We start from the raw sequence: 26,127 nt of genomic DNA, 5'->3' as shown, positions 1-26,127 counted from the left end.
GAACACGGTCTTCGACCGGCGAAGACGTGGATGGTCGGGACAAGCCCGACCATGACGGGGATTGCGCTTTGGAGAGCCGTGACGGCGACATAGTCACCCGGATTTCCGCTTTCTTCAGCTTGTCCTCAGCTCCGCTCACGGATGCGGGATTGCGTTCAGATTTGGTTCAGGTGCGCGACAGCAAGGTCCGTCCCACTGACAGGCTGGAGACAGGATCCCAGAACGGGACCGTTCGTGCCGAGGACCGTGGGGGTCCATTTGAGACGCGTGGATGCAAGGGGCGCCGGCTACCTGCTGGCGGCCATCGGTTTCGTCGTGGCATGGGGCATCCTGTGCTGGCCTTGGCTTTCGGGGTCGGTGACGATTCCATTCGACGCGAAGGCGCATTTCCAGGCGCAGGTTCAGTTCCTTGCGAACGCGCTCCATTCCGGCCAGTCGCCCTTCTGGAACCACAACGTTTTCGCCGGCTCGCCGCAGATCGCCGATCCTCAATCGCTGATCTTCTCGCCCGCGATCCTGCTCGCCCTGCTAACGCCGACACCAAGCTTCCGTGATGTTGACGCCTATGTGCTGGCGCATCTGCTCGCCGGCGGCCTCGCGCTCATCATGTTCTTCCGCGACCGCGGCTGGCACCCGGCCGGCGGGTTGATGGCGGCGCTGGTCTTCGCCTTCGGCGCCTCGGCCGCGTGGAGGGTGCAGCATGTCGGCCAGATCGCGAGCCTCGCCTTCTTCGCCATTGCCTTCTGGCTGACGGCGCGGATGCTGCAGCGTTCCTCGATTCTCTCCGGTGTCTTCGCTGGCCTTGCCGCCGGGCTGATGGTGCTGGAGCCGGATCAGGTCGCGTTGCTCGGCGGCTATGTGCTGTTCGGCATGGTCGTGGCGCATTGGATATCCGGTGGCTGGCCCGCCTTCCGCACCAGCCTGCTGCCCATCGCTGCCGCCAGCGTCGTCGGCCTCGCCGTCATCATCATGCCGCTGCTCTGGACCTGGCTCTTCGCCGAGGCGACGACTCGGCCCGAGATCGACTTCGGCGTGGMGGGGCGCGGCTCTCTGCACCCTGTGTCGCTGCTCACCGCTTTCATCGGAGACCTGTTCGGCGCCAAGGATCCGAACGTCGAGTTCTGGGGGCCGTACAACGACCCGCAGGTCCTCTACCTGTCGCAGAATATGGCGCAGGTCTATATGGGCGCGCTGCCGATGCTGCTGCTGCTCGCGCCGGGGCTGACGCGCGGCTGGCTCTGGGACAAGGCGGTGCGGCCGCTGACGCTGCTCTTCCTGTTCATGGTGCTCTATGCGCTCGGGCGCTACACGCCGCTGTTCCATTTCGCCTACGAGTACCTGCCGGGCGTGAAGCAGTTCCGCCGGCCGGCGGACGCGACCTTCCTCATCGGCGGGCTGGCGGCGGTGCTCTCCGGCTATGTGCTGCATCGCATCCTGACGGCGGAGGAGGGGACCTCGTTCCGCCGCGATCTCCTGATCGGGGCGGGGGTGGTTCTGGCCACGGTCGTCCTTGCGCTCGTCGTCTCGCGCGGCGCGGGCCATCTCGCCGATGCCTGGAAGCCGGTTGCGCTGGCGCTGGGCTGGTTCGTAGTCGCGGGCGGCGCCTTCCTCATCCTGCAGCGCTGGCGCAGCGCGCTCGGTCCGGTTGCCGCCGCCGTGCTGGTCACCGGCGTGGTCGCGGCGGATCTCGGCTTCAACAACGGCCCGAACGAATCCACGGCGCTGCCGCCGCAGATGTACGACGTGCTGGAGCCCGGCACGAAGAACGAGACGATTGCAGTGCTGAAGCATCTGACGTCCCAGCCGGCCGGCTCGCCGCGTCGCGACCGGGTCGAGCTGCTCGGCATGGGCTTCGAGTGGCCGAATGCCGGCATGGTCCACGGCTTCGACCACACGCTCGGCTACAACCCTCTGCGGCTGGAGGATTTCTCCGAGGCCGTGGGCACGGGCGACGGCATCGCGAAGCCGGCGGACCGCAAGTTCACGCCGCTCTTCCCATCCTATCGCTGTCGGCTCGCGAACCTGCTCGGGCTGCGCTACATCGCCTCGCCGGTGCCGATCGATCAGGTCGACCATTCGCTGCGGAGCGGCGATCTCAATCTGGTTGCGCGAACCAAGGAGGGCTATGTCTACGAAAACCCGCACGCGTTGCCGCGGGTGCAGTTCGTAGGCGGTTGGCAGTTCGCCGATTTCGAGAGCATGAAGCTCTCGGGCCGCTGGCCGGATACCGATCCGCAGCAGGCCGTGTTGCTCGATGTCGAGCCGCCCGTCGCGACACCGGAGGGGCCGGTCGCGGTGCAGGCCGATGTCAAGCTCACGCAATATCGCAACGTGCTCGTCGAGATCGAGGTGACGACGCCAGCGGCCGGATTCGTCGTGCTCAACGACATCTGGCACCCCTGGTGGAAGGTGGAGGTCGATGGGGTCGAGACTGAGATCCTGAAGGCCAATGTGCTGTTCCGCGCGGTGCAGGTGGCAGCCGGCACGCACAAGATCCGGTTCACCTTCCAGCCGCTCTGGGGCGCGCTCGCTGAGCTCAAGGCGCGGATCGGACCGGACGAGCCGGAGGATCATTTGCCGCTGCCGCCGATGGATGAGCGCGACGCGCCGCAGATCGTCGCCGCCCCGCAAGGCAACGGGCCGGTGCTGGCCGGGCCTTCCGAGAGCGTGCGTAGTTCGCTCGGCCTCGTCTCGGCGCAGAGCGCGGCGCGCAGCGGCACAGCCGCTGCCCAGATTCAGCGCGAAACGATCGCTCATTGAAAAAGCCGCGGCCCTGGCCGCGGCTTTTTGCATTCAATTTATCCAGCGAGCCGTGCTTTCACGGCAATGCGGGTTCCCGGCCGAAGCGAAGCGGAGAGCCATCAGAGAGCGCCGCGCCTTTCGGTGGGATCCCGGGTCACGCCGGGGATGACGGCGTGGCTCCGCAGATCATCCGCAGCCTCCGGAAAGCGCCGCTCAGGCGACGCCGAGCTTCTTCTGCAGGCTGCTGGAGGAGGTCGTGTACTGGAAGGTCAGCCGCTTCTCCGGATAGACATAGCGGTGGACCTTCTGGGCGCAGAGCGCGGCTTCGTGGAAGCCCGAGAGGATGAGCTTGAGCTTGCCCGGATAGGTGTTGATGTCGCCGACGGCGAAGATGCCGGGCACGCTGGTCTCGAACTTCTCGGTGTCGACCGGGATCAGGTTCTCATGGAGGTTCAGGCCCCAGTCGGCGATCGGGCCGAGCTTCATGGTCAGGCCGAAGAAGGGCAGCAGCGTATCGCAGGCGATGTCGAAGGGCTCGTTGTCGGTGCCGCGGCAGACGACTGCCTCGAGCTTGCCGTTCTCGCCCTTCAGGCCGGTGATCTGGCCGAGCTTCATGTCCATCTTGTCCTCGGCGACGAGCGTACGCATCTGCTCGACCGAGTGCGGCGCGGCGCGGAAATCGTCGCGGCGGTGCATCAGCGTGACGCGGTTCGCGATGGGCTGGAGGTTCAGCGTCCAGTCGAGGGCGGAGTCGCCGCCGCCGACGATCAGGATGTTGCGGCCGCGGAAGGTTTCCATCTTGCGCACGGCGTAGAAGACCGAGCCGTTCTCATAAGACTCGATGCCAGGGATGGGCGGCTTCTTCGGCTGGAAGGAGCCGCCGCCGGCTGCGATGACGACCGTCTTCGTATCGAAGACCGTGCCGGCGTCGGTGGTGACGCGGAAGCGCGGTGCCGCAGCCGTGCCGGTCGGCTCGACCGACTCGATCATCTGGTTGAGGTGGAAGGTCGGCCCGAACGGCTTGATCTGCTCGAGCAGATTGTCGACCAGCGCCTGACCGGTGACCAGTGGGAAGCCGGGGATGTCGTAGATCGGCTTCTCCGGATAGAGCTCCGCGCACTGCCCGCCGACCTTCGGCAGGATGTCGACGAGATGCGCGCGGATGTCGAGCAGGCCGAGCTCAAAGACCGCGAAGAGACCACAGGGGCCGGCGCCGATGATGACGACGTCGGTGGTGATGACTTCGTTTTCGTTGGCCGCTGCCGCTTCGCTCATGGTTCTACCTTCGATCCGGTCCAAACTGTACGGTATAACGAACTCAGATTCCGGGAGGAAATGAGCCTTCGGGGGCCGAATGGCAAGTGCAAAAAACGGGGGATCAGGCCCCGGTGTCCGCGTTGAGACCCGCCGCAGCGATGCCGGCACAGGCCGCAGCTTCGTCGTTATCGGAGGTGTCGCCGGAGATGCCTATGGCGCCGAGCACCGCGCCTTCGGACGAGCGGATCAGCACGCCGCCGGGAACCGGCACCAGCGAGCCGCCGACGGCATGGGTGGCCGCCTCGACGAAATAGGGGCGGTCAAGCGCCATCTTGTGCAGTGCGCGCGAGCCGACGCCGAGCGCGACGACGCCATGCGCCTTGCCGAGCGCGATCTCGCCGCGCTTCAGGCTGGTGCCGTCCTGGGCCGCAAAGGCCTTCTGCGCGCCGCGCGCGTCGAGGACGGCGATGGCGAGCGGCTTGAAGCCGTTGGCTTCGGCATGGGCGAGCGCGACCTGGAGGATGGTCTGTGCCTGGGCGAGACTGAGCATGGGGAACTCCGGTTTGAATACCGCGTTCTTGCCAGCCGCGCGGCGAGCAGGAAAGGGCCCTTCGAGCCCTTTCCGCGCAATCGATGGTCGGGTCGGAAGAAAACACCTTTTCCGCCACGGCTTGCGCAGGGCGCCGCGACAGGGCTTGATAGCCACCCGAGACAAGGAGGGCATTCCATGGGTTTGTTCAGTTTCATCAAGGAAGCGGGCGCCAAGATCTTCGGTTCCGGTTCGGCCAAGGCCGCGACGGCCGATGACCTGCAGAAGGAACTGGCAGGGCACGGCCTGCCCTCCGACGTCGCCATCCAGATCGACGGCGACAAGGTCAAGGTCTCCGGCAACGCCGTCTCGACCGAGCAGGCCGAGAAGATCATCCTCGCGCTCGGCAACACCACCGGCGTGGCACAGGTTGAATCGGACCTCGCCGTCACCAAGGAAGCGCCGGCCGCTGTCTTCTACACGGTGAAGAAGGGCGACACGCTCTGGAAGATCGCCGAGGAGCATTACGGCAAGGGCCAGGGCGCGAAATACACCGAGATCGTCAAGGCCAATACGCCGCCGGTGAAGAACCCCGACCTGATCCTGCCGGGCTGGGTGCTGCGCATCCCGCCGCAGGGCTGAACCTTCAACCATCGCGCAGCCGCGGACCGTCCGTCCGCGGCTGCTGCCTTTTCGACCGACACCGCCATCCTCCTGCTGGCATACCCTGCCGCGCCGCCCTATCTGGACGGATCAACGGGACCGAGCGGGAGATGCTGGCCATGATCGTGAACGACCTCGATATCGACGCCATCAAGGCGGGGCTGAGCGACGGCTCCATCCTGCTCGTCGATGTGCGCGAACCGCATGAATTCGCGGCCGGGCATATCCCGGGTTCGGTCTCGCGGCCGCTCTCGCAGTTCGATCCGGCCGACCTGCCGAACGAGCCGGGCAAGCGGGTCGTGCTTTCCTGCGCTGCCGGCGTCCGCTCGCGGCGGGCGCTGGAGTTCGCGCAATCGGCCGGTCTCGACATCGACAGCCATTATGCCGGCGGCTTCAAGGACTGGCTGATGCATGGCGAGCCGATCGCTGAAGACTGACGGCGAGTGCCTGATCCGCGCGACATGCTGCAGACGACGGAACTGGATACATGACGACCCGAGCATTTCTCCGAGGTGCGGCCTGCGCCGCCGCCCTCGTCCTCGCCGCGCCAGCGGGCGCCTGGGCACAAGGGGCGGCGACCGTTCCGGCCGGCAGCGCGAGCAAGGCGCAGGATGACGACCTCCAGGCCGCGATCACCAAGTCGAACGCTTATACGGCGCTGATGAACCGCACGCTGCGCGCCATCCAGTCCTGGGAGCGCTACGGCAGCTGGGTCGATATGAAGAAGGGCCCGACCGGCAAGGAGCGCTACATCACCTACGGGCTCTACAGCCTCTATGACGTGACCGGCGAGATCAACAAGGCAGAGGAGGCGATTGCGCGCGAGCCGAAGCTGCCGGCGATCGACGAGACCATGGGCCGCTACATCAAGGCCTATCAGGAGCTGGCGCCGCTGATCACCCGCGCGGAGCGCTACTACGACCGCAAGGACTATCGCGACGACAACCTCACCGAGGGGCAGAAGCTACACGCGGCGATGGTGCCGGCGGCCAAGACCTTCCTGGAGGAGCGCGCCAAGCTCGACGCGCTGATGCGCGTCTACAAGCGCGGGCTCGATCAGCGCGAACTCGCCTCGGTGGAGCAGCGCGAGGGGCGTTCCGTCCGCTGGCAGGTGCGCAACATCATGATCAACGCGCGCACCGCGATGGACCTGATGCCGAGCAACGAGCAGCCGATCGTCGATCTCAAGGCCTTCAACGCTGCCATCGCCGACTATGCCGAGGCGATCCGCGAGATGGACGCCTTCAAGGAGAAGAACCCGGGCGGCGTGCCCTTCATCGAGAGCAGGGCGAGCTCCTGGCTCGGCAAGCTGCGCGACTTCAGCGAGAAGCTCGCCAAGAGCAAGGGCGATGTCCGCCGCGGGGCGGCCAATGACGCCAACTGGATCGTCAACAACTACAATACCATGGTTTCACTCTCGGAGACGGCAGTCCGCATGCCGCGCTGAGATCGATGCGTGCGACGCACCCCGGCGCGGCACATGCCGGGGCTGACGTCGCGCGATTTCTGCTTCACTCTTTCATTAGACCTAACTGAGGATATGCCTCATGCGTCCCATGAAATTCGGGTTTGGCCAGCCGGTGCGGCGGGTCGAAGATCAACGCCTGACGACCGGCACTGGCCGATATACCGATGACATCGCCGCGGAGGGTGCGCTGCACGCCTTCGTGCTGCGCTCGCCCTATGCCCATGCCCGCTTCAGCATCGGCGACATCGAGACCGCCCGGAAGCTGAAGGGCGTGAAGCTGATCCTGACCGGCAAGGATGTCGCTGAGTATGGCGACCTGCCTTGCAAGGGGCACGTCACGACCGTCTCGGGCGAGATGTCTAAATCCCTCCCGGTCCCCGTGCTGCCGACCGACACCGTCCGCCATGTCGGCGAGGCCGTGGCCTTCATCGTCGCCGAAACGCTGGCACAGGCGCGCGACGCGGCCGAAGCGATCGAGATCGACTGGGACCCGCTGCCGGCGGTGACAGGGATTGCCGAGGCGCTGGAGGACGGCGCGCCGCAGGTCTGGGCCGATCGGGCGGGCAATGTCGCCTTCGAGGCCGAGCAGGGCGATCGCGAGAGGACCGAGAAGGCCTTCGCGAAGGCCGCGCGCACGGTTTCGCTGACCGTCGTCAATAACCGGCTCGCCTCCAACTACATGGAGACACGCGCCTGCATCGCCGAGTACGACAAGGCCGAGAAGCGCTGGACGCTGACGCTGGGCAGCCAGGGCAGCCACGGCATGCGCGACCTGATCGCCAACTACGTGCTCAAGGTCGACCCGAAGCGCATCCGCGTGGTGACCCCGGATGTCGGCGGCGGCTTCGGCACCAAGATCTTCCTCTACCGCGAATATCCGCTGGCGATGATCGCAGCCGAGAAGCTGAAGCGCCCGGTTCGCTGGGTCTCTGACCGCAACGAGCATTTCCTCGCCGATACCCATGGCCGCGCCAATCTGACGACGGCGACGATGGCGCTCGACGCCAAGGGCAGGTTCATCGGACTCAAGGTCGATCTCTCGGCCGAGATGGGCGCCTATCTCTCGCAGTATGGGCCCTTCATCCCTTGGGTCGGCACCACCATGACGCCGGGCTGCTACAACATTCCGGCCGTGCACGTCGTCTTCCGCGGCGTTCTGACCAACACGACACCGGTCGATGCCTATCGCGGCGCGGGGCGCCCGGAGGCTGCCTATCTGATCGAGCGGCTGGTCGACGCCATCGCCCGCGAGACCGGCAAGACGCCGGATGCGGTGCGCGCGCAGAACTTCGTCAAGCCGTCGGAGATGCCGCACAAGACGCAGACCGGCCCGGTCTACGATTCCGGCGAGTTCGAGGGCCATATGCGACGCGCCATGGACGTGGCCGACTGGAAGGGCTTCAAGGCCCGCCAGAAGGCTTCGGCCAAGGCCGGCAAGATCCGCGGCATCGGCATGGCCAGCTATATCGAGGCCTGCGGCGGCGGTGGCCTGGAAAGCTCGACCGTGATTCTGGAGAAGGACGGGACTGTCACCGTGCTGATCGGCACGCAGTCGAACGGGCAGGGGCATGAGACGGCCTATTCGCAGCTCGTCTCGCAGCATCTCGATATTCCGATGGACCGCATCCGCGTGGTGCAGGGCGATACCGACCGGGTCGAGACCGGCTCGGGCACCGGCGGCTCACGCTCGATCCCCGTTGGAGGCGCGGCGCTGAACAAGGCGACCGAGATCCTGACCGACAACCTCAAGCAGCTCGCCTCCGAGAAGCTCGAGGCGGCGGTGGGCGATCTCGAGGTCGCCAATGGTGCGGTCCGCATCGTCGGCACCGACAAGTCGCTCGACCTCGCCACCATCGCGGCGTTGCCGGGCGCGACGCCGACCATGCTCAAGGTCCATCAGAGCTGGACACCGCCGGAGGCGACCTATCCCAACGGCACCCATGTCTGCGAACTGGAGATCGACCCCGGCACCGGGGCGACCGAGATCCTGAACTATGTCGTGGTCGATGATTTCGGCGTGACGCTGAACCCGCTGATGCTGCAGGGCCAGGTCCATGGCGGCTCGGCCCAGGGCATCGGCCAGGCGCTGATGGAAGAGATCCGCTTCGATCCCGACGGGCAGATGCTGACCGCGACCTTCATGGACTACGCCTTGCCGCGCGCGGTCGACATCCCGAACTTCCATTTCGAGACGCGCAATGTCCGCTGCATCACCAACGCCATCGGCGTGAAGGGCGCGGGCGAGGCGGGGGCGATCGGCGCCTGCCCGGCGGTGATGAACGCGATGGTCGATGCCCTCGACCGTGCCGCCGGCATCAAGGCGATGGACATGCCGGCGACGCCGCTCAAGGTGTTCACCGCGCTGAAGGAGGCAGGGTATCGGCTTTGATGCAAGCATCGACTTGCGGTTTTGCAAGCTCGTTCACGCAAAAGCTATTTGGATGTGTTGTGATCATCGTTTGATTTGGACGCGTTCTAAGCCGTGCCATTCGGAGCGGCTGGTCTCAAAGGGAAACTGAATGATCCGCACCGCTTTCGTGCTCGCCGGCCTCGGGCTTGGCATCACCGCCGTCCTGGCGCAGTCAAACCCCATCGCGGAGCGCCAGCAGGCGATGAAGGCGCTCGGCGCTGCCACGCGCGAAGGCGCAGCCATGGCCAAGGGCGAAGCTCCCTTTGACGCCACCAAGGCGCAGGCGGTCTTCAAGACCTATGCCGACACCGCCAAGAAGGTGCCGGCCCTGTTCCCCGACAGCTCCAAGACCGGCGGCGAAACGACGGCCTCGCCGAAGATCTGGGAGGATCAGGCCGGCTTCAAGGCGGCCTTCGTCAAGTTCGAGAGCGATGCCGCAGCCGGCGCGAACGTGGCCAGCCTTGACGGTTTCCGCACCGCCTTCGGTGCGGCGACCAAGAACTGCGGCGCCTGCCATGAGGCCTATCGCATCAAGAAGTGAGGCGGTCCGCCTAGGCGGAGAGCCGGAAGCGGGCGCCAACATTGGCCGCCCGCTTTTTCATGACCTCGTTTTCCCGACTTGCGGGAGCCCTTGCGGCTGCGCCACGTTAGAACTGCCGCGGTTCGAAGCTGGCGGCCTGCCCAGGCCAACTGAACCGCCCTGCTGATTACGCCTTGGAGATGCCGATGCTGTTGCTGCGCCGCCTGTTCGTGACCCTCGTCGTACTGGCGGCTCTTGCCTTCGCCGGCTTCTTTGTCCTCACCGATCCGCGCGTCGTCTCGCCGTCCCCAGAAATCGGTGCGCTGCCGGCGGCCGATATCGAGAACGGCAAGCTGCTGTTCTCGGCGGGGGGCTGTGCCTCGTGCCACGCGACGCCCGGCCAGGACGACAAACTGAGGCTCGGCGGCGGATTGGCGCTGGCCTCCCCCTTCGGCACCTTCCATGCGCCCAACATCTCGCCGCATACGCGCGATGGAATCGGCAACTGGGGCGTGCAGGACTTCGTCGATGCGATGGCGGCCGGTGTCTCGCCGCGCGGCCAGCATCTCTACCCGGCCTTTCCCTACACCTCCTACCGGATGATGCCGCCCAGGGCGCTGGCCGATCTCTTCGCCTATATCCGCACGCTGGCCCCGGTGGAGGGCAGGGCCCCGCCGCATGACCTGCCATTCCCCTTCAACATCCGGCGCATCGTCGGCGGCTGGAAGCTGCTGTTCTTCGAGGGCGCGCCGTTCCGGCCCGATCCGACGAAGAGCGAGGCCTGGAACCGCGGCGCCTATCTCGTCAACGGCCCCGGCCACTGCGCCGAGTGCCATTCGGCCCGCAACGCGCTCGGCGCGATCATTCCGGCGACCCGCCTCGCCGGCGGTCCGGACCCGGAAGGCAAGGGCTGGGTGCCGAACATCACCCAGTCCGAGAAAGGCCTGGCGAAGTGGTCGAAGGAGGAGATCGCCGAACTCCTCAAGACCGGCTTCACCCCGAGCTTCGACAGCGTCGGCGGCTCCATGGGGGCGGTGGTGCGCAACATGGCGCAACTCCCCGATGCCGACCGGATGGCGATGGCGGAGTATCTGAAGTCGCTGCCGGCGGTGGATGGCCCGCCGCGACCGCAGACGAAGTAGCGGCTTCCGAATCGGGGCCGGCGGCGGGAACAGCCTATCGGATGGAGGGCGGTGCCCTTAACGTCGCCTGATGCCCTTCAAGGCCCTGATAGTCGACGTCGGAAGCGGCGGAGCGCTCAGAGCGAGCACAAGACCCTTAGGCCGCCTTGGCGACCTGCCCGGGCTTGGCGCTCTCGATGCGGTTGCGGCCCAGTGTCTTGGCTCGGTAGAGGGCGTGATCAGCCGCCGCGAGCAAGGCGACCAGATCAGCTTCCTGCGCCTTGGCCTCGGCGAGGCCGATGCTGATCGTCGCCGGAATCGCGAGCCCGTCGCGCCGTGCCGCCGTCTCGGTAAAGCGCTGGGCGATGCTCTGCCCGATGGCGCGGGCGTCCTCGCCGTTCGTATTCGGGAGCAGGATCGCGAATTCCTCGCCGCCGAGACGCGCGCTCGTCGCCTCGGACCCGGCGATTTCGCTGGCGATGCTGGCGAAGAGCTTCAGCACGTGGTCGCCGGCCTCGTGTCCGTAGCGGTCGTTGATGGCCTTGAAGTGGTCGAGGTCGATGGCGAGCAGCGAGTGTGCGGTGCCCTTGCCGTGTCGGCTGAGGCTTCTGGGGGCGAGTTCGAAGAAGCCCTGGCGGTTGTTGAGCCCGGTGAGGAAGTCGGTGCGGGTCGTCGCAAGAAGGCGCGCCCGATCCTCCTCACGGATGAGAGTCAGCATCGACATCGACATCGCGACGGTGAACAGCACGGCCTCGTACATCGTGATCTCGGCCACGGTGCTCAGCACGTCGCTGCCGTAGATCGAGGTCATGACGGGGACCGCGAAGGTGCGGCCGGCATAGAACAGGGCGTGGCAGGCGAAGACGGTGATCGCGACCGGGCGAGAGCGCAGCCGTCTCGCGGTGCGGCTGCGAAGAAGTGCTAACGCGGTCAGCGCGGAGATAACCGCGATCGGAAATGAGCTGACATGGTTCCAGAACAGGCCCACCGCTCCGGCTCCGGCCAGGAACCAGGCGGCGCCGATGGCCACCAGCAGGCCGGTCATGAGGGCGGGATGCAGTTTCCGGCCATCGAGAGCCAGGATTCCCTGAAGCACCAGCAGATAGCCGAGCATCATGACGACATTGGTGAGGGCAGGGCCGGATACGCCGGGAAGGACGTTCCGGTTCATCGCCAGGATGCAGCCTAGGGCGAACGCGGCGTAGGCCGATGCCCAGAGTCCGAGCTCGCGCGAGCGCTGCGTCTGCGCGTTGCGCTCCCAGAGAGTCATAGCGGTGGCGACAAGCAGCGTGCCGGTCGTCAAATACCAGAGGTAGCAAGGTCCATCGGTCCCGTCGTCAGCAGCCCCTGCGTCCGGTTCCAGACATGATCGAACGCTCCCAGCTCCCCAGCGCGGGCAATCTGAGGCAGATAGGTTAATTACAGCTTGTGGGACCAAGCTGTGCGCCGATCAGGCAATGCGCTGACGCTTCTGCCCAGCGATGCTGATGGCAGACGGCGGTTGGCTCGGGATGCGAGCCTTCCGATGCCGCGCGCTGACCGCCAGCCCGGCCGAGCCGGGGCGGCAGCGGGCTACTCCATCACCGCAGCCTTGAGGATGCAGACCATCAGGGCGTGGCCGGGTTCGTTGCCGACGCAGCGAACGACGTGGCGGCGGTCGCAGCGATAGCGCAGCGTCTCGCCGGCCTTGGCGCGCTGGATGATGTCGCCGACCTCGACCTCGAATTCGCCGGCCGTGACCGAGAGCGACTCGATCGAGCCGCGCTGGTGGCCCTCGGAGTCGAGCTCGCCGCCGGGCTCGGCGGAGACGTCGTACCATTGCAGCCATTCGACGGTCTTGATCCAGCCGATGATGGCGAGGCGCAGCTTGCCGTCCTCGGAGACCAGGATCGGCGTGTCGGCACGCGTGGTCTTCTCGATGAAGGGCTCTTCCTCGCCGCTGGAGAGGACTCGCTCGATCGAAATGTCGAGCGCCTGCGAAAGCCGCCAGATCGTCGCCAGCGTCGGGTTGGTCTCGTTGCGTTCGATCTGGCTGATGATCGACTTGGCGACGCCCGACTGTTCGGCGAGGTCCGAGAGCGAGAAATTATACGCCTTGCGCAGGCGCTGGATCGTCTTGCCGAGCTGGCCCGAGATCACCTGAGCCCCGGATTCAAGCTCCCGCCCGCCGCGCTCTTTCGTCTCGATTCCCATGAATTCGGCCCCTTTCGACTGTGAAGCCGTTTGTAACGGCGGACGATCGTTTGAACAAGCGAACAATGCCGAAGCCCGGCGCTGGACCGCCGTGCGTTCGATGGGAAGCGGCAACGGTGACCCGTGCTTTCGACATCGCATCGGACTGCGGGCCGCCGAAGCGCGCGCCTGATGCTCAGGTGATGCGGCTGGGGCCGACTTCTCGCTGCTCGCGCCGGGCGAGGCCGAGTTGGCGCTCGCGCAGGATCACATAGATGCCGGAACTGATGACGATGAAGGCGCCGATCAGGATCGCGGTGGCCGGCCATTCGCCGAACCAGAGCCAGCCGATCGCCACCGCCCAGAGCATGGTCGAGTATTCGAATGGCGCGATCAGCGAGGCGTCGCCATAGCGGTAGGCCTGCACGATCAGGATCTGGCCGAGCCCGCCGAGGATGCCGATGACGACCATCAGCGCCGCGTCCTTGAGATCCGGCATGTTCCAGCCGAGCAGGATGGTCGAGAGACCGAGCAGGCTGGTCAGCAGCATGAAGTAGAACACGATGGCGCCCGTGCGCTCGGTCTGGGTGAGAAGCCGGACTTCGACCGAGGCAAAGGCCGAGCAGAACGCGCCGGCCAGACCCAGCGCCGCGCCGATCGCGGCATTGCCGCCGACCGGGTGGCTGCCGGCGCCGAGATGCGGCGAGAGCATGATGAGCACGCCGACGAAGCCGATCGTCACGGCCGTCCAGCGATAGATGCGCACCTTTTCCTTGAGCACGAGTGCGGCGAGCACCACCACGGCGAGCGGCGCGGCATAGCCGATGGCGACAGCCTCCGAGAGCGGCAGGAACTGCAGGGCCGCGAAGCCGCAGAACATGCCGGTCGAGCCCATGATGCCGCGCTTGAAATGGCCGCGCAGATTGCTGGTCTTCAGCGCCGCCGGCAGCTCGGAACGCCAGGCCAGCCAGATGAGCAGCGGAATCATCGCGAAGAAGGAACGGATGAAGACGATTTCGCCCGTCGGATAGCGCGTCGAGATCGATTTGATCGCGGCCGACATCAGCGTGAAGGCGAGCGCCGAGATCAGCTTGAGGGTGATGCCGAGAAGAGGGGACAACGGAGCGCGCGACGGGAGGGCGGGAACGGTTTCGGGCGAAACCGTTCCTCCTTAGACCACGTCGAGGCAGGGAGGCGAAGCGTGAACTCTGCAACCCCGTCAGGCCGGCGACGCGCGGCTCAGAAGGTGCCGCGGAAGGCGCCGCCGTCGATCAGGAAATTCTGGCCGGTGATGTAGCCGGCAGAGGTGCTGGCGAGGAAGGCGCAGAGCTTGCCGAACTCGTCGGGGGTGCCGAGGCGGCCGGCGGGCACGGCGGCGAGCCGCCGTTTGGTCGCTTCCTCGATGCTGATGCCCTGCATCTCGGCGACCTTGTTGGTCGCTGTCTTGATCCGGTCGGTGTCGAACACGCCCGGCAGGATGTTGTTGATGGTGACGTTGGCATGCGCCACCTCACGGGCCACGCCCGAGAGGAAGGCGGTGAGGCCCGCGCGCGCGGCCGAGGAAACGTCGAGGCCGGTCAGTGGCGTGACGACGCTCGCCGAGGTGATGTTGACGATGCGGCCGAAGCGGCGCTCGATCATGCCGTCGATGACGCGCTGAACCAGCTCCAGCGGCGTCGCCATGTTCTGCACCACGCCTTCCAGCAGGCCTTCACGCGTCACCTGGCGGAAGGGCTTCGGCGGCGGCCCGCCATTGTTGTTGACGAGGATGTCGGGGTTGGGAGCGGCCGCCAGCAGAGCGTCCTGCCCGGCCTTGGTCGAAACGTCGGCGACGACGGCGATGACCGTTGCGCCCGTGGCCGCGCGGATGGCGCTGGCGGTGGCCTCGAGCGTCGTGGCGTCGCGGCCGTTGATGACGACGGTGCAGCCGGCCTGGGCCAGGGCCTCGGCGCAGCCGCGGCCAAGCCCCTTGCTGGAGGCGCAGACGATGGCGGTGCGGCCCGAAATTCCAAGATCCATCACGTTTCTCCGTAAGCTCGGCAAGGCGCCGTCGGCCCATGCGTATCGGCAAGCCTGACCATGGATTGGACGCGCCGTCATCAAAGCGCAACGCAAATCAGACACACGCCCGGAGCATCGCAACAGCGGGGGCTCTCCGGAATGGCCGACGAGGACGACGCGAAGCAGGTTCGCAGCATCTTCATCTCGGATCTGCATCTGGGCACGCGCGGAGCGCAGGCCGATCTCGTCCTGGAGTTCCTGCGCGCCTATGATGCGCCGACCATCTACCTCGTCGGCGATATCATCGACGGCTGGCGGCTGAAGAGCGGCTGGTACTTCCCGCAGGCGCATAACGACGTGGTCCAGAAGCTGCTGCGCAAGGTGCGCAAGGGCTCGAAGCTGATCTACGTCACCGGAAATCACGATGATTTCCTGCGGGACTTCACGGGGCTGCAGTTCGGCGGCATCACACTGGTCGACGACATCGTCCATGAGACGGCGGACGGCAAGCGGCTGCTCGTCATCCATGGCGACCTGTTCGATCTCGTGGTGCGCAACGCCAAATGGCTCGCCCTGCTCGGCGACTGGGCCTACACGGTCGCGCTCGGGCTCAACATGGTGATCAACAAGGTCCGGCGCTTCCTGCGGCTGCCGCACTGGTCGCTCTCGGCCTGGGCCAAGCACAAGGTCAAGAACGCCGTGAACTATATCGGCGAGTTCGAGACCTGCCTTGCAAGCGAAGCGCGACGGCACAATGCCGACGGTGTGATCTGCGGCCACATCCACCATGCTGCCTATCGCGAGATCGAGGGGCTGACCTATATCAACACCGGCGACTGGGTCGAAAGCTGCACGGCCTTCGTCGAGCACCATGACGGGCGCTTCGAGTTGATCCGCTGGCCGCAAGGCCGCCTGAAGGGCGAAACGGCGGTGCCGGTCGTCGTGCCTACCCGCCCAGTCGCCGTGCCGGAACTGGCTGAGGCGGCCCGGAGCAAGCTCCGGCCCTTTGAGCTGGCGCGCATTCTTGGCGTTCAGCCGGAAACGGCTGAGCGGAAAGCGCACTGATGCGCGTCCTCGTCGCGACGGATGCCTGGCGCCCGCAGATCAACGGGGTCGTGCGCTCGCTGGAGCGGATGATCGCGGCGGCGCCGGATTTCGGAGTGACCGCACAGGCGCTGACGCCGGAAGGTTTCCACCAGATCGGCCTGCCGAGCTATCCGGATATCCGCCTGGCTCTGGCGACGCGCCGTGCGCTGGCGGCGCGCGTTGCCGAATTCGGGCCGGACCATATCCATATCGCGACGGAAGGGCCGATCGGCTGGCTGACGCGCGCCGTCTGCCTTGCCCAGAAGCGCCCGTTCACGACCAGCTATCATACGCGCTTCCCGCAATATATCGCCGCCCGCTGGCCGATTCCGGAGAGCTGGAGCTATCGGCTGCTGCGCCGCTTCCATGATCCTGCCGCCGCCGTGATGGTCTCCACGACGACGGTGGAGGACGAACTGCGCCAGCATGGCTTCCAGAATCTGGTGCGCTGGGGGCGCGGCGTCGACCTCGGCCTGTTTCATCCGCGCCCGCAGAGCGTGCTCGATCTGCCGCGGCCGATCTTTCTCAGCGTCGGGCGCGTGGCGGTGGAGAAGAATCTCGACGCCTTCCTGTCGCTGCGGCTGCCGGGCAGCAAGGTCGTGGTCGGCGATGGGCCGGCGCGCAGCGATCTCCAGCGCGCCTATCCCGACGTTCATTTTCTGGGGGTGAAGGAAGGCGAGGAACTGGCGGCGATCTATGCCTCTTCGGATGCCTTCATCTTCCCGAGCCTGACGGACACCTTCGGTATCGTGCTGCTGGAAGCGGCGGCGAGCGGCCTGCCGGTCGCCGCCTTCCCCGTTCAGGGACCGCGCGATGTCTTCGCCGGCAGTGGCGCGGCGGTGCTCGACGAGGATTTACGCAGCGCCGCCATGCAGGCGCTCAGGGTGCCGCACGAGACCTGCCTCGAACTGGCTGGCCGGCACAGTTGGGCGAGCAGCGCGGCGCAGTTCTACGGCCATATCAGGCGCGTGGCGCAGCAGGCCGGCTATCTGCCGCGCGAGGCGGGAGCCGCCAGCTTCACAACCTTCGCGAGCGGGCGTGGCGCGGAACGGCAGGGGCTTTCGCGGCGCCTGCCGGCTTGAGCTGAGCGCGGAAGCCGTCGCGCCGCTCATGGACCGAGGCGATGACGAGACCCATCGGCACGCCGAGACCGACCAGCGCCGCTTCCGATAACTGCAGGCTCGCCTCGATCGTCTCAGGCACGGCATCGTTGACGCCGATCTCGTAGAGATGGCGGGCATGGGCCGCATCGCGGGCGCGGGCGACAATGACGATATCGGGGCTTAGCGTGCGGGCGGCCTGGACGATGGCGTCGACAGCGCGCGAATTGTCGATCGTCACGATCAGGGCGGTTGCTTCCTCCAGGCCGCAGAGACGCAGGAATTCCGGCTTGCTAGCATCGCCGTAGAAGGCCGGGCGGCCGGCGCGGCGCTGGGCGGTGATCAGCGCGGCATCCGAATCGACGACGATGTGGGATTTGCCGTGCTCGTCGAGCATCGAGGCGACAAGCCGGCCGACGCGCCCGCCGCCGACCACGATCGCGCGTGGTGCATGGTCGGTGGGAGGCAGCACCGCCGCCTCGTCGGGCAAGATGACGGGGGGCGCCAGCTTCTGCGCGAGATGGCGGGCTACCCGGGCAAGCAGCGGCAATGCGACCATGGTCAGCGACACGGCGGCGAGCACAATACTGGTTGCCCGATGGTCGATGAGCCCCGTGCCGGTCGCGGCATTGAGCAGGACGAAGGCGAATTCGCCGCCCGGCGCGACCATGATCGCGGTTTCGAGCGCCGTCGCGGCCGACAGCCGGAAGCGGCGGGCGAGGATGAAGATGATCGCGGCCTTGGCCAGCAGCAGCCCGACCGCGACAGCGATGATGGCGCCGGGATTGGCCGCGATCTCGGCCGGGTTCACGCCCATGCCGACGGTGAGGAAGAAGACGCCGATCAGCAGCGACTTGAACGGGTCGATGGTGACTTCTATGGCGCGGCGGAACTCCGTCTCGGCGAGCAGCAGCCCGGCGATGAAGGCGCCGAGCCCCATCGACAAGCCGGCCGCCGCCGCGATCAGCCCGGTGCCGAGCGCGGTCAAAAGCGTCGCTGCCATGAAGCTCTCGGTCGACTCGGTCGAGGCGACCAGGCGGAAGAGCGGGCGCAGCGCCAACCGGCCGATGACGATGATGGTGGCGATGGCGGCGAAAGCCTGGACGAAGGCCTGCGCCAGGCCCACGAGCAGCGAGCCTGAGCCGTTCTGCGCGTCGAGCACGCTGATCAGGAAAAGGAGAGGGATGACCGCGAGGTCCTGGCACAGCAGGATCGCGAAGCTGGTGCGGCCCGCCGAGGTCGTCATGCGCCTCTTGGCGGCGAGCAGCTCGACCACCATTGCGGTCGAGGAGAGAGCGAGGCCGAAGCCGATGATGAGGGAGGCCGCCGCCGGCTGGCCGGCGGCATAGGCGGCGAGGCCGATGGCTGCGGCGCTCAGCCCGACCTGGCCGAGGCCGAGGCCGAAGACGAGGCGCTTCATCGTCATCAGGCGCTCGAAGGAGAGTTCGAGCCCGATGACGAAGAGCAGGAAGGCGACGCCGAGCTCCGCCGGGCCGGCCAGCGCCTCGGCATTCGAGACCGTGACCGTGCTCAGCAGGGGAAGCTTGGCCGCGAGGCCGCCCAGACCATAGGGGCCGACCAGGGCGCCGCAGGCGATGAAGGCGATGATCGAATTGACCTTCAGGCTCTTGGCCAGCGGCACGATCACCCCTGCCGTCGCGAGCACGACGACGGCGTCCTTGTAGAAGGAGGGATCGACTGTTCCGGCCAAAGGGCGATCCTGCGATTCGAGCGAGCGGAATTGGTCCGGCAATTCTTGCGTTTCGCCGCGGCGCAACACAACCTTGGAATCGCTATGGCGGTGAGGAATTTGCCTTACCTGCCGAGCCCTTACGCAAGAGGGTTCAGGTCGCCCCGCGAAAAGCCGTTTCCGCCGCCGGCTGGGATGGGGTAGCGTCCGCCGGTTCGTTTAGAAGGACTGTCCATGCGCTTTGCCGGCACCGAGAACTATGTCGCGACCGAGGATCTCACCGTCGCGGTCAATGCCGCGATCCGGCTCGAGCGCCCGCTGCTGGTGAAGGGTGAGCCGGGAACCGGCAAGACCGTGCTGGCGGAGGAGGTGGCGGCGGCGCTCGGGGCGCCGCTCATCACCTGGCACATCAAGTCGACGACCAAGGCGCAGCAGGGTCTTTACGAATACGATGCGGTGAGCCGCCTGCGCGACAGCCAGCTCGGCGACAGCAGGGTTTCGGACATCGCCAACTACATCAAGCGCGGCAAGCTCTGGGAGGCTTTCGCCTCGCCGGCGAGGCCGGTGTTGCTGATCGACGAGATCGACAAAGCCGACATCGAGTTCCCGAACGACCTCTTGCTCGAGCTCGATCGCATGGAATTTCACGTCTACGAGACGGGCGAGACGATTAAGGCGGCGCAGCGGCCGGTGATGATCATCACCTCCAACAACGAGAAGGAGCTGCCGGACGCTTTCCTGCGGCGCTGCTTCTTCCACTACATCCGCTTCCCCGATGCCGAGACGATGCAGGCGATCGTCGAGGTGCATTTCCCTGGCATCAAGAAGCGGCTGATGGAGGAGGCGCTACGCCTGTTCTTCGAGGTGCGCGAGGTGCCCGGTATCAAGAAGAAGCCCTCGACCTCGGAACTGCTCGACTGGCTGAAGCTGCTCGTCGCCGAGGATATCGGGCCGGAGGTGCTGCGCGAGCGCGACCCGCGCAAGCTGATCCCGCCGCTGCACGGCGCGCTGCTCAAGAACGAGCAGGACGTCTCGCTGTTCGAGAAACTCGCCTTCATGGCGCGGCGCGAGAGCCGCTGAGGCCGGCGACCGCATCGCAGGGCGGGATCGCCGTCGCCAGATCGAGCTTGGGATCGACCGAGCGGACGGCCTCGCCCAGATCGACATCGCGGGTCAGCAGGACATAGTCCTGCGTCTCGGATGTCTTCAGATAGCTCGTCATCGGGATCGGCTTGCCCAAGAGGTCGCCGAGCCGGCAGGCCTTTTCGGCCATCAGGGCCAGGCTGCCGCGATTGCCGCTGTTCTGCGGTCCGACGAACATTTCCTCCCGGAATGCACTGATGCGGGCGGCGTCGCCGTCGCTCAGCCTGAACACGGTGAAGCGGCGCCCGGGAGCCGCTAGGACCGGTAGCTTCGCGAGCTCGTTCGCGTCCCGCACTTCCTCCAGTACGACCTTGCGTTCATGACGGCCGCCGTCCTTGGGCAAGGCGACAATCGTCATGGTGACGCCGCCCGGAAGCGGACGGATGTCGGCGGGCAGGCTGATACCGGCGCGCAGGTCGGTGAGTTGCGTCGTCCGGAGATCGATCTTCGACAGTTTCGGCAGCGACGTCAGCGGGACGTGGCCGCAGGCGGCCAGCAGGCCTGCAAGGACGAGGCAGACTGGCGGGGCGATACGCATGATGTCCTTCCGATATTGGCTTTGACATTCAAAAATTCATCTATTAGTTTAATTTTGTCAATCGAGGGAACAATCGTGCCGACATCATCCCTGCCTATGACCGCATTTTCCCGGGAGGCGACCGGCCGCCTGCGCAGTGTCACCCTGTGGGCACGCGCCTTCAGCTATGCCGCAGGGTTGCTCATGCTCTTCGGTCTCATCTGGCTGTGGACCGATGCGGAAGGGCTCGCTCGCCATGCCCGGAGTACGATCGGGATCGGGATCGACAATGCTCCGGGCGCCCCTTCGGCGAGAGGCTACTGGACGGCGTACGCTCTCGCCTGGGTCCCGGCCGGGCTCTTCATTCTGGCGATGCTGCGGCTGGGGAGGCTGTTTCGGGCGTTCGGCGAGGGGAGGGTTCTCGTCGAGGAGAACGCTGCGGGGCTGCTGAGCGTCGGCTGGCTTCTGGCTGGCTTCGGCGCCGCGACCCCGATCGTCCGCGCGGTGCAGAGCATGGCGCTCACCTTCGACAACCCCGCAGGCCACAGGCAGATTGCGGTCATGCTCGATCCCGGCATCTTCGCCGCGCTGGCGGCTGGAGCAACGCTCATCGCCTTCGGCCATGTGCTGCGGGAAGCGATCCGGCTGTCGGACGAGAATCAAAGTTTCGTGTAAGCCGGCGCCATGCCCGTCGTCGTCGAACTCGATGTCATGCTGGCGCGCCGCAAGATGCGCTCGAAGGAACTCGCCCAGCGGATCGGCCTGACCGAGCAGCAGGTCTCGCAGCTGAAATCGGGAAAGGTCCGCGGCATGCGCTTCGATACGCTGTCGCGCATCTGCGCCGTGCTGCAATGCCAGCCGGGCGATCTGCTGCGCTACGAGCCGGGAGAGGAAATCGAGGGCGATTGACCCTCGCAAATCATCGACGGCATCGCTAGGTTCTTCCCATGCGACGCCTCATGCTTCTGCGCCACGCCAAGTCCAACTGGCCCGCCGGTGTGGCCGACCGCGACCGCCCCCTTGCTGCGCGCGGCCGGGAGGCCGCCCCCGTGATGGGGCGCTATCTCGCCGATGAGCTGCTGCTGCCGGACCTCGTGCTGATCTCACCTGCCAAGCGCACGGTCGAGACCTGGGAGCTGGTGGCGCCGATGCTGCCGGAGAAGCCTGCGACGCACTACGAGCCGCGCATCTACGAAGCCAAGGTGGAGCGCCTCCTCGATGTCGTGCAGGACGTCGAAGGCGATGTCCGCACTCTGCTGATGGTCGGTCACAATCCTGGCTTCGCCGAACTTGCGACGCTTCTGACCGGCTATGGCGACCGCTATGCAGCGGCGCGGATGAGCCAGAAATACCCGACCTGCGGCCTTGCCGTGCTCGACTTCGCCGTCGAGGATTGGCGCGACGTGGCCGAGCGCGGCGGCAGGCTCGACCGCTTTGTCACTCCGGCCTCGCTCGGCGAAGGTCCCGACGAGTGAGAGAATACCCGGTACTTCTACTGGCGCGACCGTCCACCGTGGCTGCCCGTGTTTCCTGTGCCCGCGGACGCATGTCCGTTCCGCTCCGGCTCTCGGCAACCGCGCCGGCCGGCTTGCCTCGGCGAAGCCTCGGGCGCTCTCTGCGCGCCTCCTCTTCATGAGCGAAACCTCCTATCTCGACAGTGCCCGCAATGCGGCGCTCGCCTTTGGCGACAGCCTGCTCGGGCTGGCGCGGCCGCGTTTGCGGATCGGCGTCACCGGCCTGTCGCGCTCGGGCAAGACGGTCTTCACCACGGCGCTGATCCAGAACCTGATGGAAGGGGCAAGGCTGCCGGTACTGAAGGCAGCCTCGGAAGGCCGCATCGCCCGCGTGCGCCTGGTGCCGCAGCCCGACCCGGACGTGCCGCGCTTTCCTTACGAGGCGCATCGCGCCGCTATGACCGGGGCCGACAGGCGCTGGCCGGACTCGACGAAGCGCATCGCGGAGCTGCGCGTCGAGATTGATTACGAGCGCGCCTCCGGGTGGTTCAAAGGCCCGGCGACGCTGACGCTCGACATCGTCGACTATCCCGGCGAGTGGCTGCTCGACCTTGCCCTGATCGGACAGGACTACAAGACGTGGTCGGCGCAGGCCGTGGCAGATGCGCGCAAGGCGCACCGGCGCGCTGCCGCCGAGGCCTGGCTCACCGATCTCCCGGCGCGCGATCCGGACGGGCCGCCGGACGAGCTCGTGGCCGAGGCGGCGAGCGACCTGTTCAAAAGCTATCTCGCGCGCCTCCGGGCCGATCCCGAGGCGGTGGCGGTGACGCCGCCGGGGCGCTTCCTGATGCCGGGCGATCTCGAAGGCTCGCCGGCGCTGACCTTCGCGCCGCTCGATCTCGGTCATGATCGCGAGCCCAGGCCCGGCACGCTCGCCGGCCTGATGGCGGAGCGTTTCGAGGCCTATAAGCGCGTCGTCGTCACCCCATTCTTCCGCGATCACTTCGCCCGGCTCGACCGGCAGATCGTGCTGGTCGACGTGCTGGCGGCGCTCGATGCCGGCGCCCCCGCGCTGGCCGATCTCGAGACCGCGTTGGGGCAGGCGCTCGCCGCCTTCTCGGTCGGCCGCAATTCCTGGCTGTCGAGCCTGTTCGCGCCGCGCATCGAGCGCGTGCTCTTCGCTGCGACCAAGGCCGACCATATCCATCACAGCAGCCATGACCGGCTTGCGGCGGTGATGGCGCATCTGGTCGGGCGGGCGCTTTCGCGGGCGCAGGGCGCCGGCGCAAGGGTCGAGTCGATGGCGCTTGCGGCGGTGCGCGCAACGGATGAGGTCCGGATCAAGCAGGGCCGCGAGGAGCTGCCGGCGATCGCCGGCGTGCCGGAGGCGGGCGAGGAGATCGACGGACAGGTCTTCGACGGCGTCGCGGAAGCGGCGATCTTTCCGGGCGATCTGCCGGAGCGGCCGGAGGCGATCTTCGACCCCAAGGCGCATTGGCAGGTGAGGGCGCCCCGCTTCCGGCCCCCGCTGGTCGCGCCCGATGCGGGCGGGCGATCGAAGCCGCCGCCGCAGATTCGCCTCGACCGCGCGCTTGAATTCCTGATCGGCGACAGGCTGGCATAGGAGGCTGTCATGAGCAGATTCCGGCCATGACCAAGGCACCGCGCGCGATCCGCCTCGACCAACCGGGGCAGGAGCAAGTGGTCGGCGAGAGCGCCATTCGGCGCGGCGATGTCGCAATCCTGCCGGAGAGCGAGCCGATCGACACCATCGTGCCGGTGGCCGCCCCCGCGGCGAAGCGCGGCTTCTCCTGGGGCTCGCTGTTCGTCGCGGGGCTCTCCGGCTTCCTGGCATTGGCGGCGGGCGTCTGGGTCGAGAACACGATCTCGGCGCTGATGAGCCAGAATCCGGTGCTCGGCTATGCGGCGCTGGTCTGCGCCGCCATCGCCGCGCTGGCGCTGCTCGTCATGCTGGCGCGGGTTCTGCGCGACATCCTGCGCGAACGGAAGGTCGAGGCCCTGCGCGAGCGCGCGACACTGGCGCTCGCGGGCGGGACTCCGGACGAGGGCCGAGCAATCACGGAAGAGCTCGTTGGTCTCTACAAGGCCCGGCCGCAGACGGCGCAGGGCCGGGCGGCACTGCAGGAGGCGCTGCCGCAGCTCTTCGCGGCGCGCGACATGCTGACGGTGGCGGAACGCAACCTGCTCGTGCCGCTCGACGCGATGGCCCAGGCGCAGATTGCGCAGGCAGCGCGGCGGGTTTCGCTGGTCACGGCGGTCAGCCCGCGGGCGCTGGTCGATGTCGTCTTCGTGCTGGTCGCCTGCGCCCGCCTGCTGCGTTCGATCGCCGGCATCTATGCGGGGCGGCCCGGCACGCTCGGCCTGCTCAGGCTGGCGCGGCAGGTGATGAACCATCTCGTCCTGACCGGCGGCATCGCAGCGGGCGATGCGGTGATTCAGCAGGTCGTCGGGCAGGGGCTCGCGGCGCGGCTCTCGGCCAAGCTCGGCGAGGGCGTGATCAACGGCATGCTGACCGCCCGCATCGGGCTTGCTGCGCTCGAGGTCTGTCGGCCGCTGCCCTTCGTCGAGGCGAAGCCGCCGACGCTCGCCGAAGTTGCGGGCGATCTCGCTTCCTGGCGCGCTGGCAAGAACAACGAGGCCTGAGCCCGGCAAATTCTGCCGGCCGCAGGCGAATCTGCCCGGTCAGGACTGCCGGAAAACCCTTCGTAAACGATGTAACCCTCTGAAATAAAACGAATACACCTATGGCATGCGCCATGCAGATCAAGCCTCGAGTTGTGGGCTGCCCTTGGGGGGCGCCGGTCGAGGTGAGGGTTCCATGGGTGTTTTCAGTGCGCTGACGACAGCGGTTTCGGGGATGACGGCGCAGTCCTATGCGCTCGAGAACATCTCCGGAAACATCGCCAATTCGCGGACGGCTGGCTACAAGCGCGTCGATACCAGCTTCGCCGATCTGGTGCCCGATGCTGCGCTCAACCGGCAGATCGCCGGTTCGGTCGCGGCCTACAGCCGGGCGACCAACTCGATCCAGGGCGACCTGAACCCGACCCGCATCGACACTAACGTCGCCATCAACGGCGATGGCTTCTTCGTGGTCGATCAACGCTCGAGCGGCGTGGGCGCCAACACGCAGTTCGCCAACAAGAACCTCTATACCCGCCGCGGCGACTTCGACTTCGACGCCAACGGCTATCTGGTCAACGGCGCGGGCTACTACCTCAAGGGCCTGAAGATCGACCAGGTGACCGGCCAGCTCATCGGCACCCAGCCGGACGTGCTGCGCATCACCAAGGAGCAGTTCCCGGCCAAGGCGACGACTTCGATCGAGTATCGCGCCAATATCCCGGCCTATCCGAAGACCAACAAGGCCGACAGCACGGTTCCGGGTTCGGAGTTGCTGAGCCCGGCGGGTTTCACGTCCAACCCGCTCTCGACCACCCAGGGCGGCGCCGGCGTGGTCATCGGCAGCGACATGACGAGCTTCCTGAGCCAGTCGATCCCCGGCGGGTCCGTGACGGTCTACGACACGCTCGGCAAGGCGACGAGCGTGGAGCTGCGCTGGGCCAAGACCACGAATGCTTCGGCCGGCCCGCCGGCGACGACCGATACCTGGAACCTGTTCGTCGCCGAGAACACCGGGGCGGCCGGCGCGGCCGTCGCCTATCGCAACGCCAACACCTCGATCACCTTCGATGCGACAGGGCAGATAACGAATCCGGCGGGTGGCAATATCGCGCTGCCGACGATGACGATCGGCGGGACGACCGTCACCGGCATCAACCTCACCACCGGTGGCAACGGCCTGACCCAGAACGGCGACGTCAGCGGCCAGATCGATGCGCGCAGCATCCGCCAGGACGGCTACACCGCCGGCACACTGGATCGCGTCTCGGTTTCGGCCGAGGGGCAGGTGATCGGCACGTTCAGCAACGGTCAGGTCGTTGCGCTCGCCCAGCTCTCGGTGGCGCGCTTCAACGCCGACAACTCCCTGAAGCGGCTCGATGGCGGTGCGTTCGAGGAGACGATCGAATCCGGCCCGCCGATCATCGGCCTCGGCACGTCGCAGCTCGTTGGCGGCTCGGTCGAGCAGTCCAACACGGACATCGCCGACGAGTTCTCGAAGATGATCGTCACCCAGCAGGCCTATTCGGCCAACACCAAGGTCATCACCACCGCGCAGGAGATGCTGACCTCCGTGTTCAACATCATCCGCTGAGCAGCGCATCCGGGTTG

24 protein-coding genes are annotated in these 26,127 nt (G+C 66.8%); 16 read left to right on the top strand and 8 right to left on the bottom strand.

Annotation, left to right across the window (positions count from 1 at the left end; genetic code table 11):
• Positions 1-267 precede the first annotated feature (267 nt).
• A complete protein-coding gene (locus tag AC1DIN_RS01405) occupies positions 268-2,760 on the top strand; it encodes a hypothetical protein (RefSeq protein WP_476808409.1) in 2,493 nt (830 codons plus the stop codon).
• A 195-nt stretch (positions 2,761-2,955) separates the two neighbouring features.
• On the opposite strand, the gene AC1DIN_RS01400 is transcribed toward AC1DIN_RS01405, so the two are convergent.
• Together AC1DIN_RS01400 and AC1DIN_RS01395 are read right to left on the bottom strand one after the other, a co-directional pair.
• On the bottom strand, positions 2,956-4,017 hold the full coding sequence (locus AC1DIN_RS01400) for an NAD(P)/FAD-dependent oxidoreductase (protein WP_476808408.1): 1,062 nt from the start codon (positions 4,015-4,017) through the stop codon (positions 2,956-2,958).
• Positions 4,018-4,120: 103 nt separating this feature from the next.
• Positions 4,121-4,549 carry a GlcG/HbpS family heme-binding protein gene (locus tag AC1DIN_RS01395; RefSeq protein ID WP_441469579.1) on the bottom strand — a complete coding sequence of 143 codons (429 nt, stop codon included), beginning with the start codon at positions 4,547-4,549 and terminating at the stop codon, positions 4,121-4,123.
• A 177-nt stretch (positions 4,550-4,726) separates the two neighbouring features.
• Between AC1DIN_RS01395 and lysM the strand changes: the two genes are divergently transcribed.
• The 6 genes from lysM to AC1DIN_RS01365 all read left to right on the top strand — a co-directional run bounded on the left by lysM (position 4,727) and on the right by AC1DIN_RS01365 (position 10,731).
• Positions 4,727-5,170: a peptidoglycan-binding protein LysM gene (gene lysM, locus AC1DIN_RS01390; RefSeq protein WP_476808407.1), complete on the top strand. Its 444-nt coding sequence runs from the start codon at positions 4,727-4,729 to the stop codon at positions 5,168-5,170.
• Between the two features lie 140 nt (positions 5,171-5,310).
• On the top strand, positions 5,311-5,628 hold the full coding sequence (locus AC1DIN_RS01385; protein WP_149133446.1) for a rhodanese-like domain-containing protein: 318 nt from the start codon (positions 5,311-5,313) through the stop codon (positions 5,626-5,628).
• A gap of 50 nt (positions 5,629-5,678) precedes the next feature.
• Positions 5,679-6,638, top strand: coding sequence for a YiiG family protein (locus tag AC1DIN_RS01380; protein WP_476808406.1), 960 nt, complete (start codon positions 5,679-5,681; stop codon positions 6,636-6,638).
• A 100-nt stretch (positions 6,639-6,738) separates the two neighbouring features.
• Positions 6,739-9,048: a xanthine dehydrogenase family protein molybdopterin-binding subunit gene (locus tag AC1DIN_RS01375; protein WP_476808405.1), complete on the top strand. Its 2,310-nt coding sequence runs from the start codon at positions 6,739-6,741 to the stop codon at positions 9,046-9,048.
• 130 nt (positions 9,049-9,178) lie between these two features.
• Positions 9,179-9,610, top strand: coding sequence for a c-type cytochrome (locus AC1DIN_RS01370; protein WP_441469575.1), 432 nt, complete (start codon positions 9,179-9,181; stop codon positions 9,608-9,610).
• Positions 9,611-9,801: 191 nt separating this feature from the next.
• A complete protein-coding gene (locus AC1DIN_RS01365) occupies positions 9,802-10,731 on the top strand; it encodes a c-type cytochrome (protein ID WP_476808713.1) in 930 nt (309 codons plus the stop codon).
• A gap of 136 nt (positions 10,732-10,867) precedes the next feature.
• Here the strand turns inward: AC1DIN_RS01365 and AC1DIN_RS01360 are convergent, their stop codons facing one another.
• The 4 genes from AC1DIN_RS01360 to AC1DIN_RS01345 form a co-directional block, all read right to left on the bottom strand.
• Entirely contained in the window at positions 10,868-11,980 is a 1,113-nt protein-coding gene (locus AC1DIN_RS01360) for a GGDEF domain-containing protein (protein WP_476808404.1), read from the bottom strand.
• A 302-nt stretch (positions 11,981-12,282) separates the two neighbouring features.
• Positions 12,283-12,903 carry a helix-turn-helix domain-containing protein gene (locus AC1DIN_RS01355; RefSeq protein WP_441469573.1) on the bottom strand — a complete coding sequence of 207 codons (621 nt, stop codon included), beginning with the start codon at positions 12,901-12,903 and terminating at the stop codon, positions 12,283-12,285.
• A 175-nt stretch (positions 12,904-13,078) separates the two neighbouring features.
• Positions 13,079-14,002 (bottom strand): DMT family transporter, encoded by a 924-nt coding sequence (locus tag AC1DIN_RS01350; protein ID WP_476808403.1) that lies wholly within the window; start codon positions 14,000-14,002, stop codon positions 13,079-13,081.
• A gap of 119 nt (positions 14,003-14,121) precedes the next feature.
• Positions 14,122-14,901: an SDR family oxidoreductase gene (locus AC1DIN_RS01345; RefSeq protein ID WP_476808402.1), complete on the bottom strand. Its 780-nt coding sequence runs from the start codon at positions 14,899-14,901 to the stop codon at positions 14,122-14,124.
• A gap of 141 nt (positions 14,902-15,042) precedes the next feature.
• Between AC1DIN_RS01345 and AC1DIN_RS01340 the strand changes: the two genes are divergently transcribed.
• Complete coding sequence (locus AC1DIN_RS01340) at positions 15,043-15,948, top strand: UDP-2,3-diacylglucosamine diphosphatase (protein WP_476808401.1); 906 nt, start codon at positions 15,043-15,045, stop codon at positions 15,946-15,948.
• Positions 15,948-17,051 (top strand): glycosyltransferase family 4 protein, encoded by a 1,104-nt coding sequence (locus AC1DIN_RS01335; protein ID WP_476808400.1) that lies wholly within the window; start codon positions 15,948-15,950, stop codon positions 17,049-17,051. Before AC1DIN_RS01340 ends, AC1DIN_RS01335 begins: the two co-directional genes overlap by 1 nt.
• Here the strand turns inward: AC1DIN_RS01335 and AC1DIN_RS01330 are convergent.
• Positions 16,987-18,780, bottom strand: coding sequence for a cation:proton antiporter domain-containing protein (locus AC1DIN_RS01330; RefSeq protein ID WP_476808399.1), 1,794 nt, complete (start codon positions 18,778-18,780; stop codon positions 16,987-16,989). The genes AC1DIN_RS01335 and AC1DIN_RS01330 overlap by 65 nt on opposite strands.
• A 213-nt stretch (positions 18,781-18,993) precedes the next feature.
• Between AC1DIN_RS01330 and AC1DIN_RS01325 the strand changes: the two genes are divergently transcribed.
• A complete protein-coding gene (locus AC1DIN_RS01325; protein WP_476808398.1) occupies positions 18,994-19,839 on the top strand; it encodes an AAA family ATPase in 846 nt (281 codons plus the stop codon).
• Here AC1DIN_RS01325 and AC1DIN_RS01320 read toward each other — a convergent pair.
• Complete coding sequence (locus tag AC1DIN_RS01320) at positions 19,814-20,440, bottom strand: hypothetical protein (protein ID WP_476808397.1); 627 nt, start codon at positions 20,438-20,440, stop codon at positions 19,814-19,816. The two genes, AC1DIN_RS01325 and AC1DIN_RS01320, sit on opposite strands and share 26 nt — an antisense overlap.
• Before the next feature lie 96 nt (positions 20,441-20,536).
• Here AC1DIN_RS01320 and AC1DIN_RS01315 point away from each other — a divergent pair, with 96 nt between their 5' ends.
• The 6 genes from AC1DIN_RS01315 to AC1DIN_RS01290 all read left to right on the top strand — a co-directional run bounded on the left by AC1DIN_RS01315 (position 20,537) and on the right by AC1DIN_RS01290 (position 26,110).
• The gene (locus AC1DIN_RS01315) at positions 20,537-21,094 is read left to right on the top strand and encodes a DUF2975 domain-containing protein (RefSeq protein ID WP_476808396.1); all 558 of its coding nucleotides are present in this window, start codon (positions 20,537-20,539) and stop codon (positions 21,092-21,094) included.
• Between the two features lie 9 nt (positions 21,095-21,103).
• Positions 21,104-21,328, top strand: a complete 225-nt coding sequence (locus tag AC1DIN_RS01310) for a helix-turn-helix domain-containing protein (protein ID WP_441469564.1) — start codon at positions 21,104-21,106, stop codon at positions 21,326-21,328.
• Positions 21,329-21,366: 38 nt separating this feature from the next.
• Positions 21,367-21,894: a SixA phosphatase family protein gene (locus AC1DIN_RS01305; protein ID WP_476808395.1), complete on the top strand. Its 528-nt coding sequence runs from the start codon at positions 21,367-21,369 to the stop codon at positions 21,892-21,894.
• Between the two features lie 157 nt (positions 21,895-22,051).
• Positions 22,052-23,497 carry a YcjX family GTP-binding protein gene (locus AC1DIN_RS01300; RefSeq protein WP_476808394.1) on the top strand — a complete coding sequence of 482 codons (1,446 nt, stop codon included), beginning with the start codon at positions 22,052-22,054 and terminating at the stop codon, positions 23,495-23,497.
• 26 nt (positions 23,498-23,523) lie between these two features.
• Positions 23,524-24,537 carry a YcjF family protein gene (locus tag AC1DIN_RS01295; RefSeq protein WP_441469561.1) on the top strand — a complete coding sequence of 338 codons (1,014 nt, stop codon included), beginning with the start codon at positions 23,524-23,526 and terminating at the stop codon, positions 24,535-24,537.
• A gap of 175 nt (positions 24,538-24,712) precedes the next feature.
• Positions 24,713-26,110 (top strand): flagellar hook protein FlgE, encoded by a 1,398-nt coding sequence (locus AC1DIN_RS01290; RefSeq protein WP_476808393.1) that lies wholly within the window; start codon positions 24,713-24,715, stop codon positions 26,108-26,110.
• The last annotated feature ends 17 nt before the right edge of the window (positions 26,111-26,127 follow it).

It is taken from the genome of Allobosea sp. 05T438, assembly GCF_056396025.1.
Note: the sequence above shows the minus strand (reverse complement) of the source record. Positions and strands in the feature narration are given on the sequence as shown.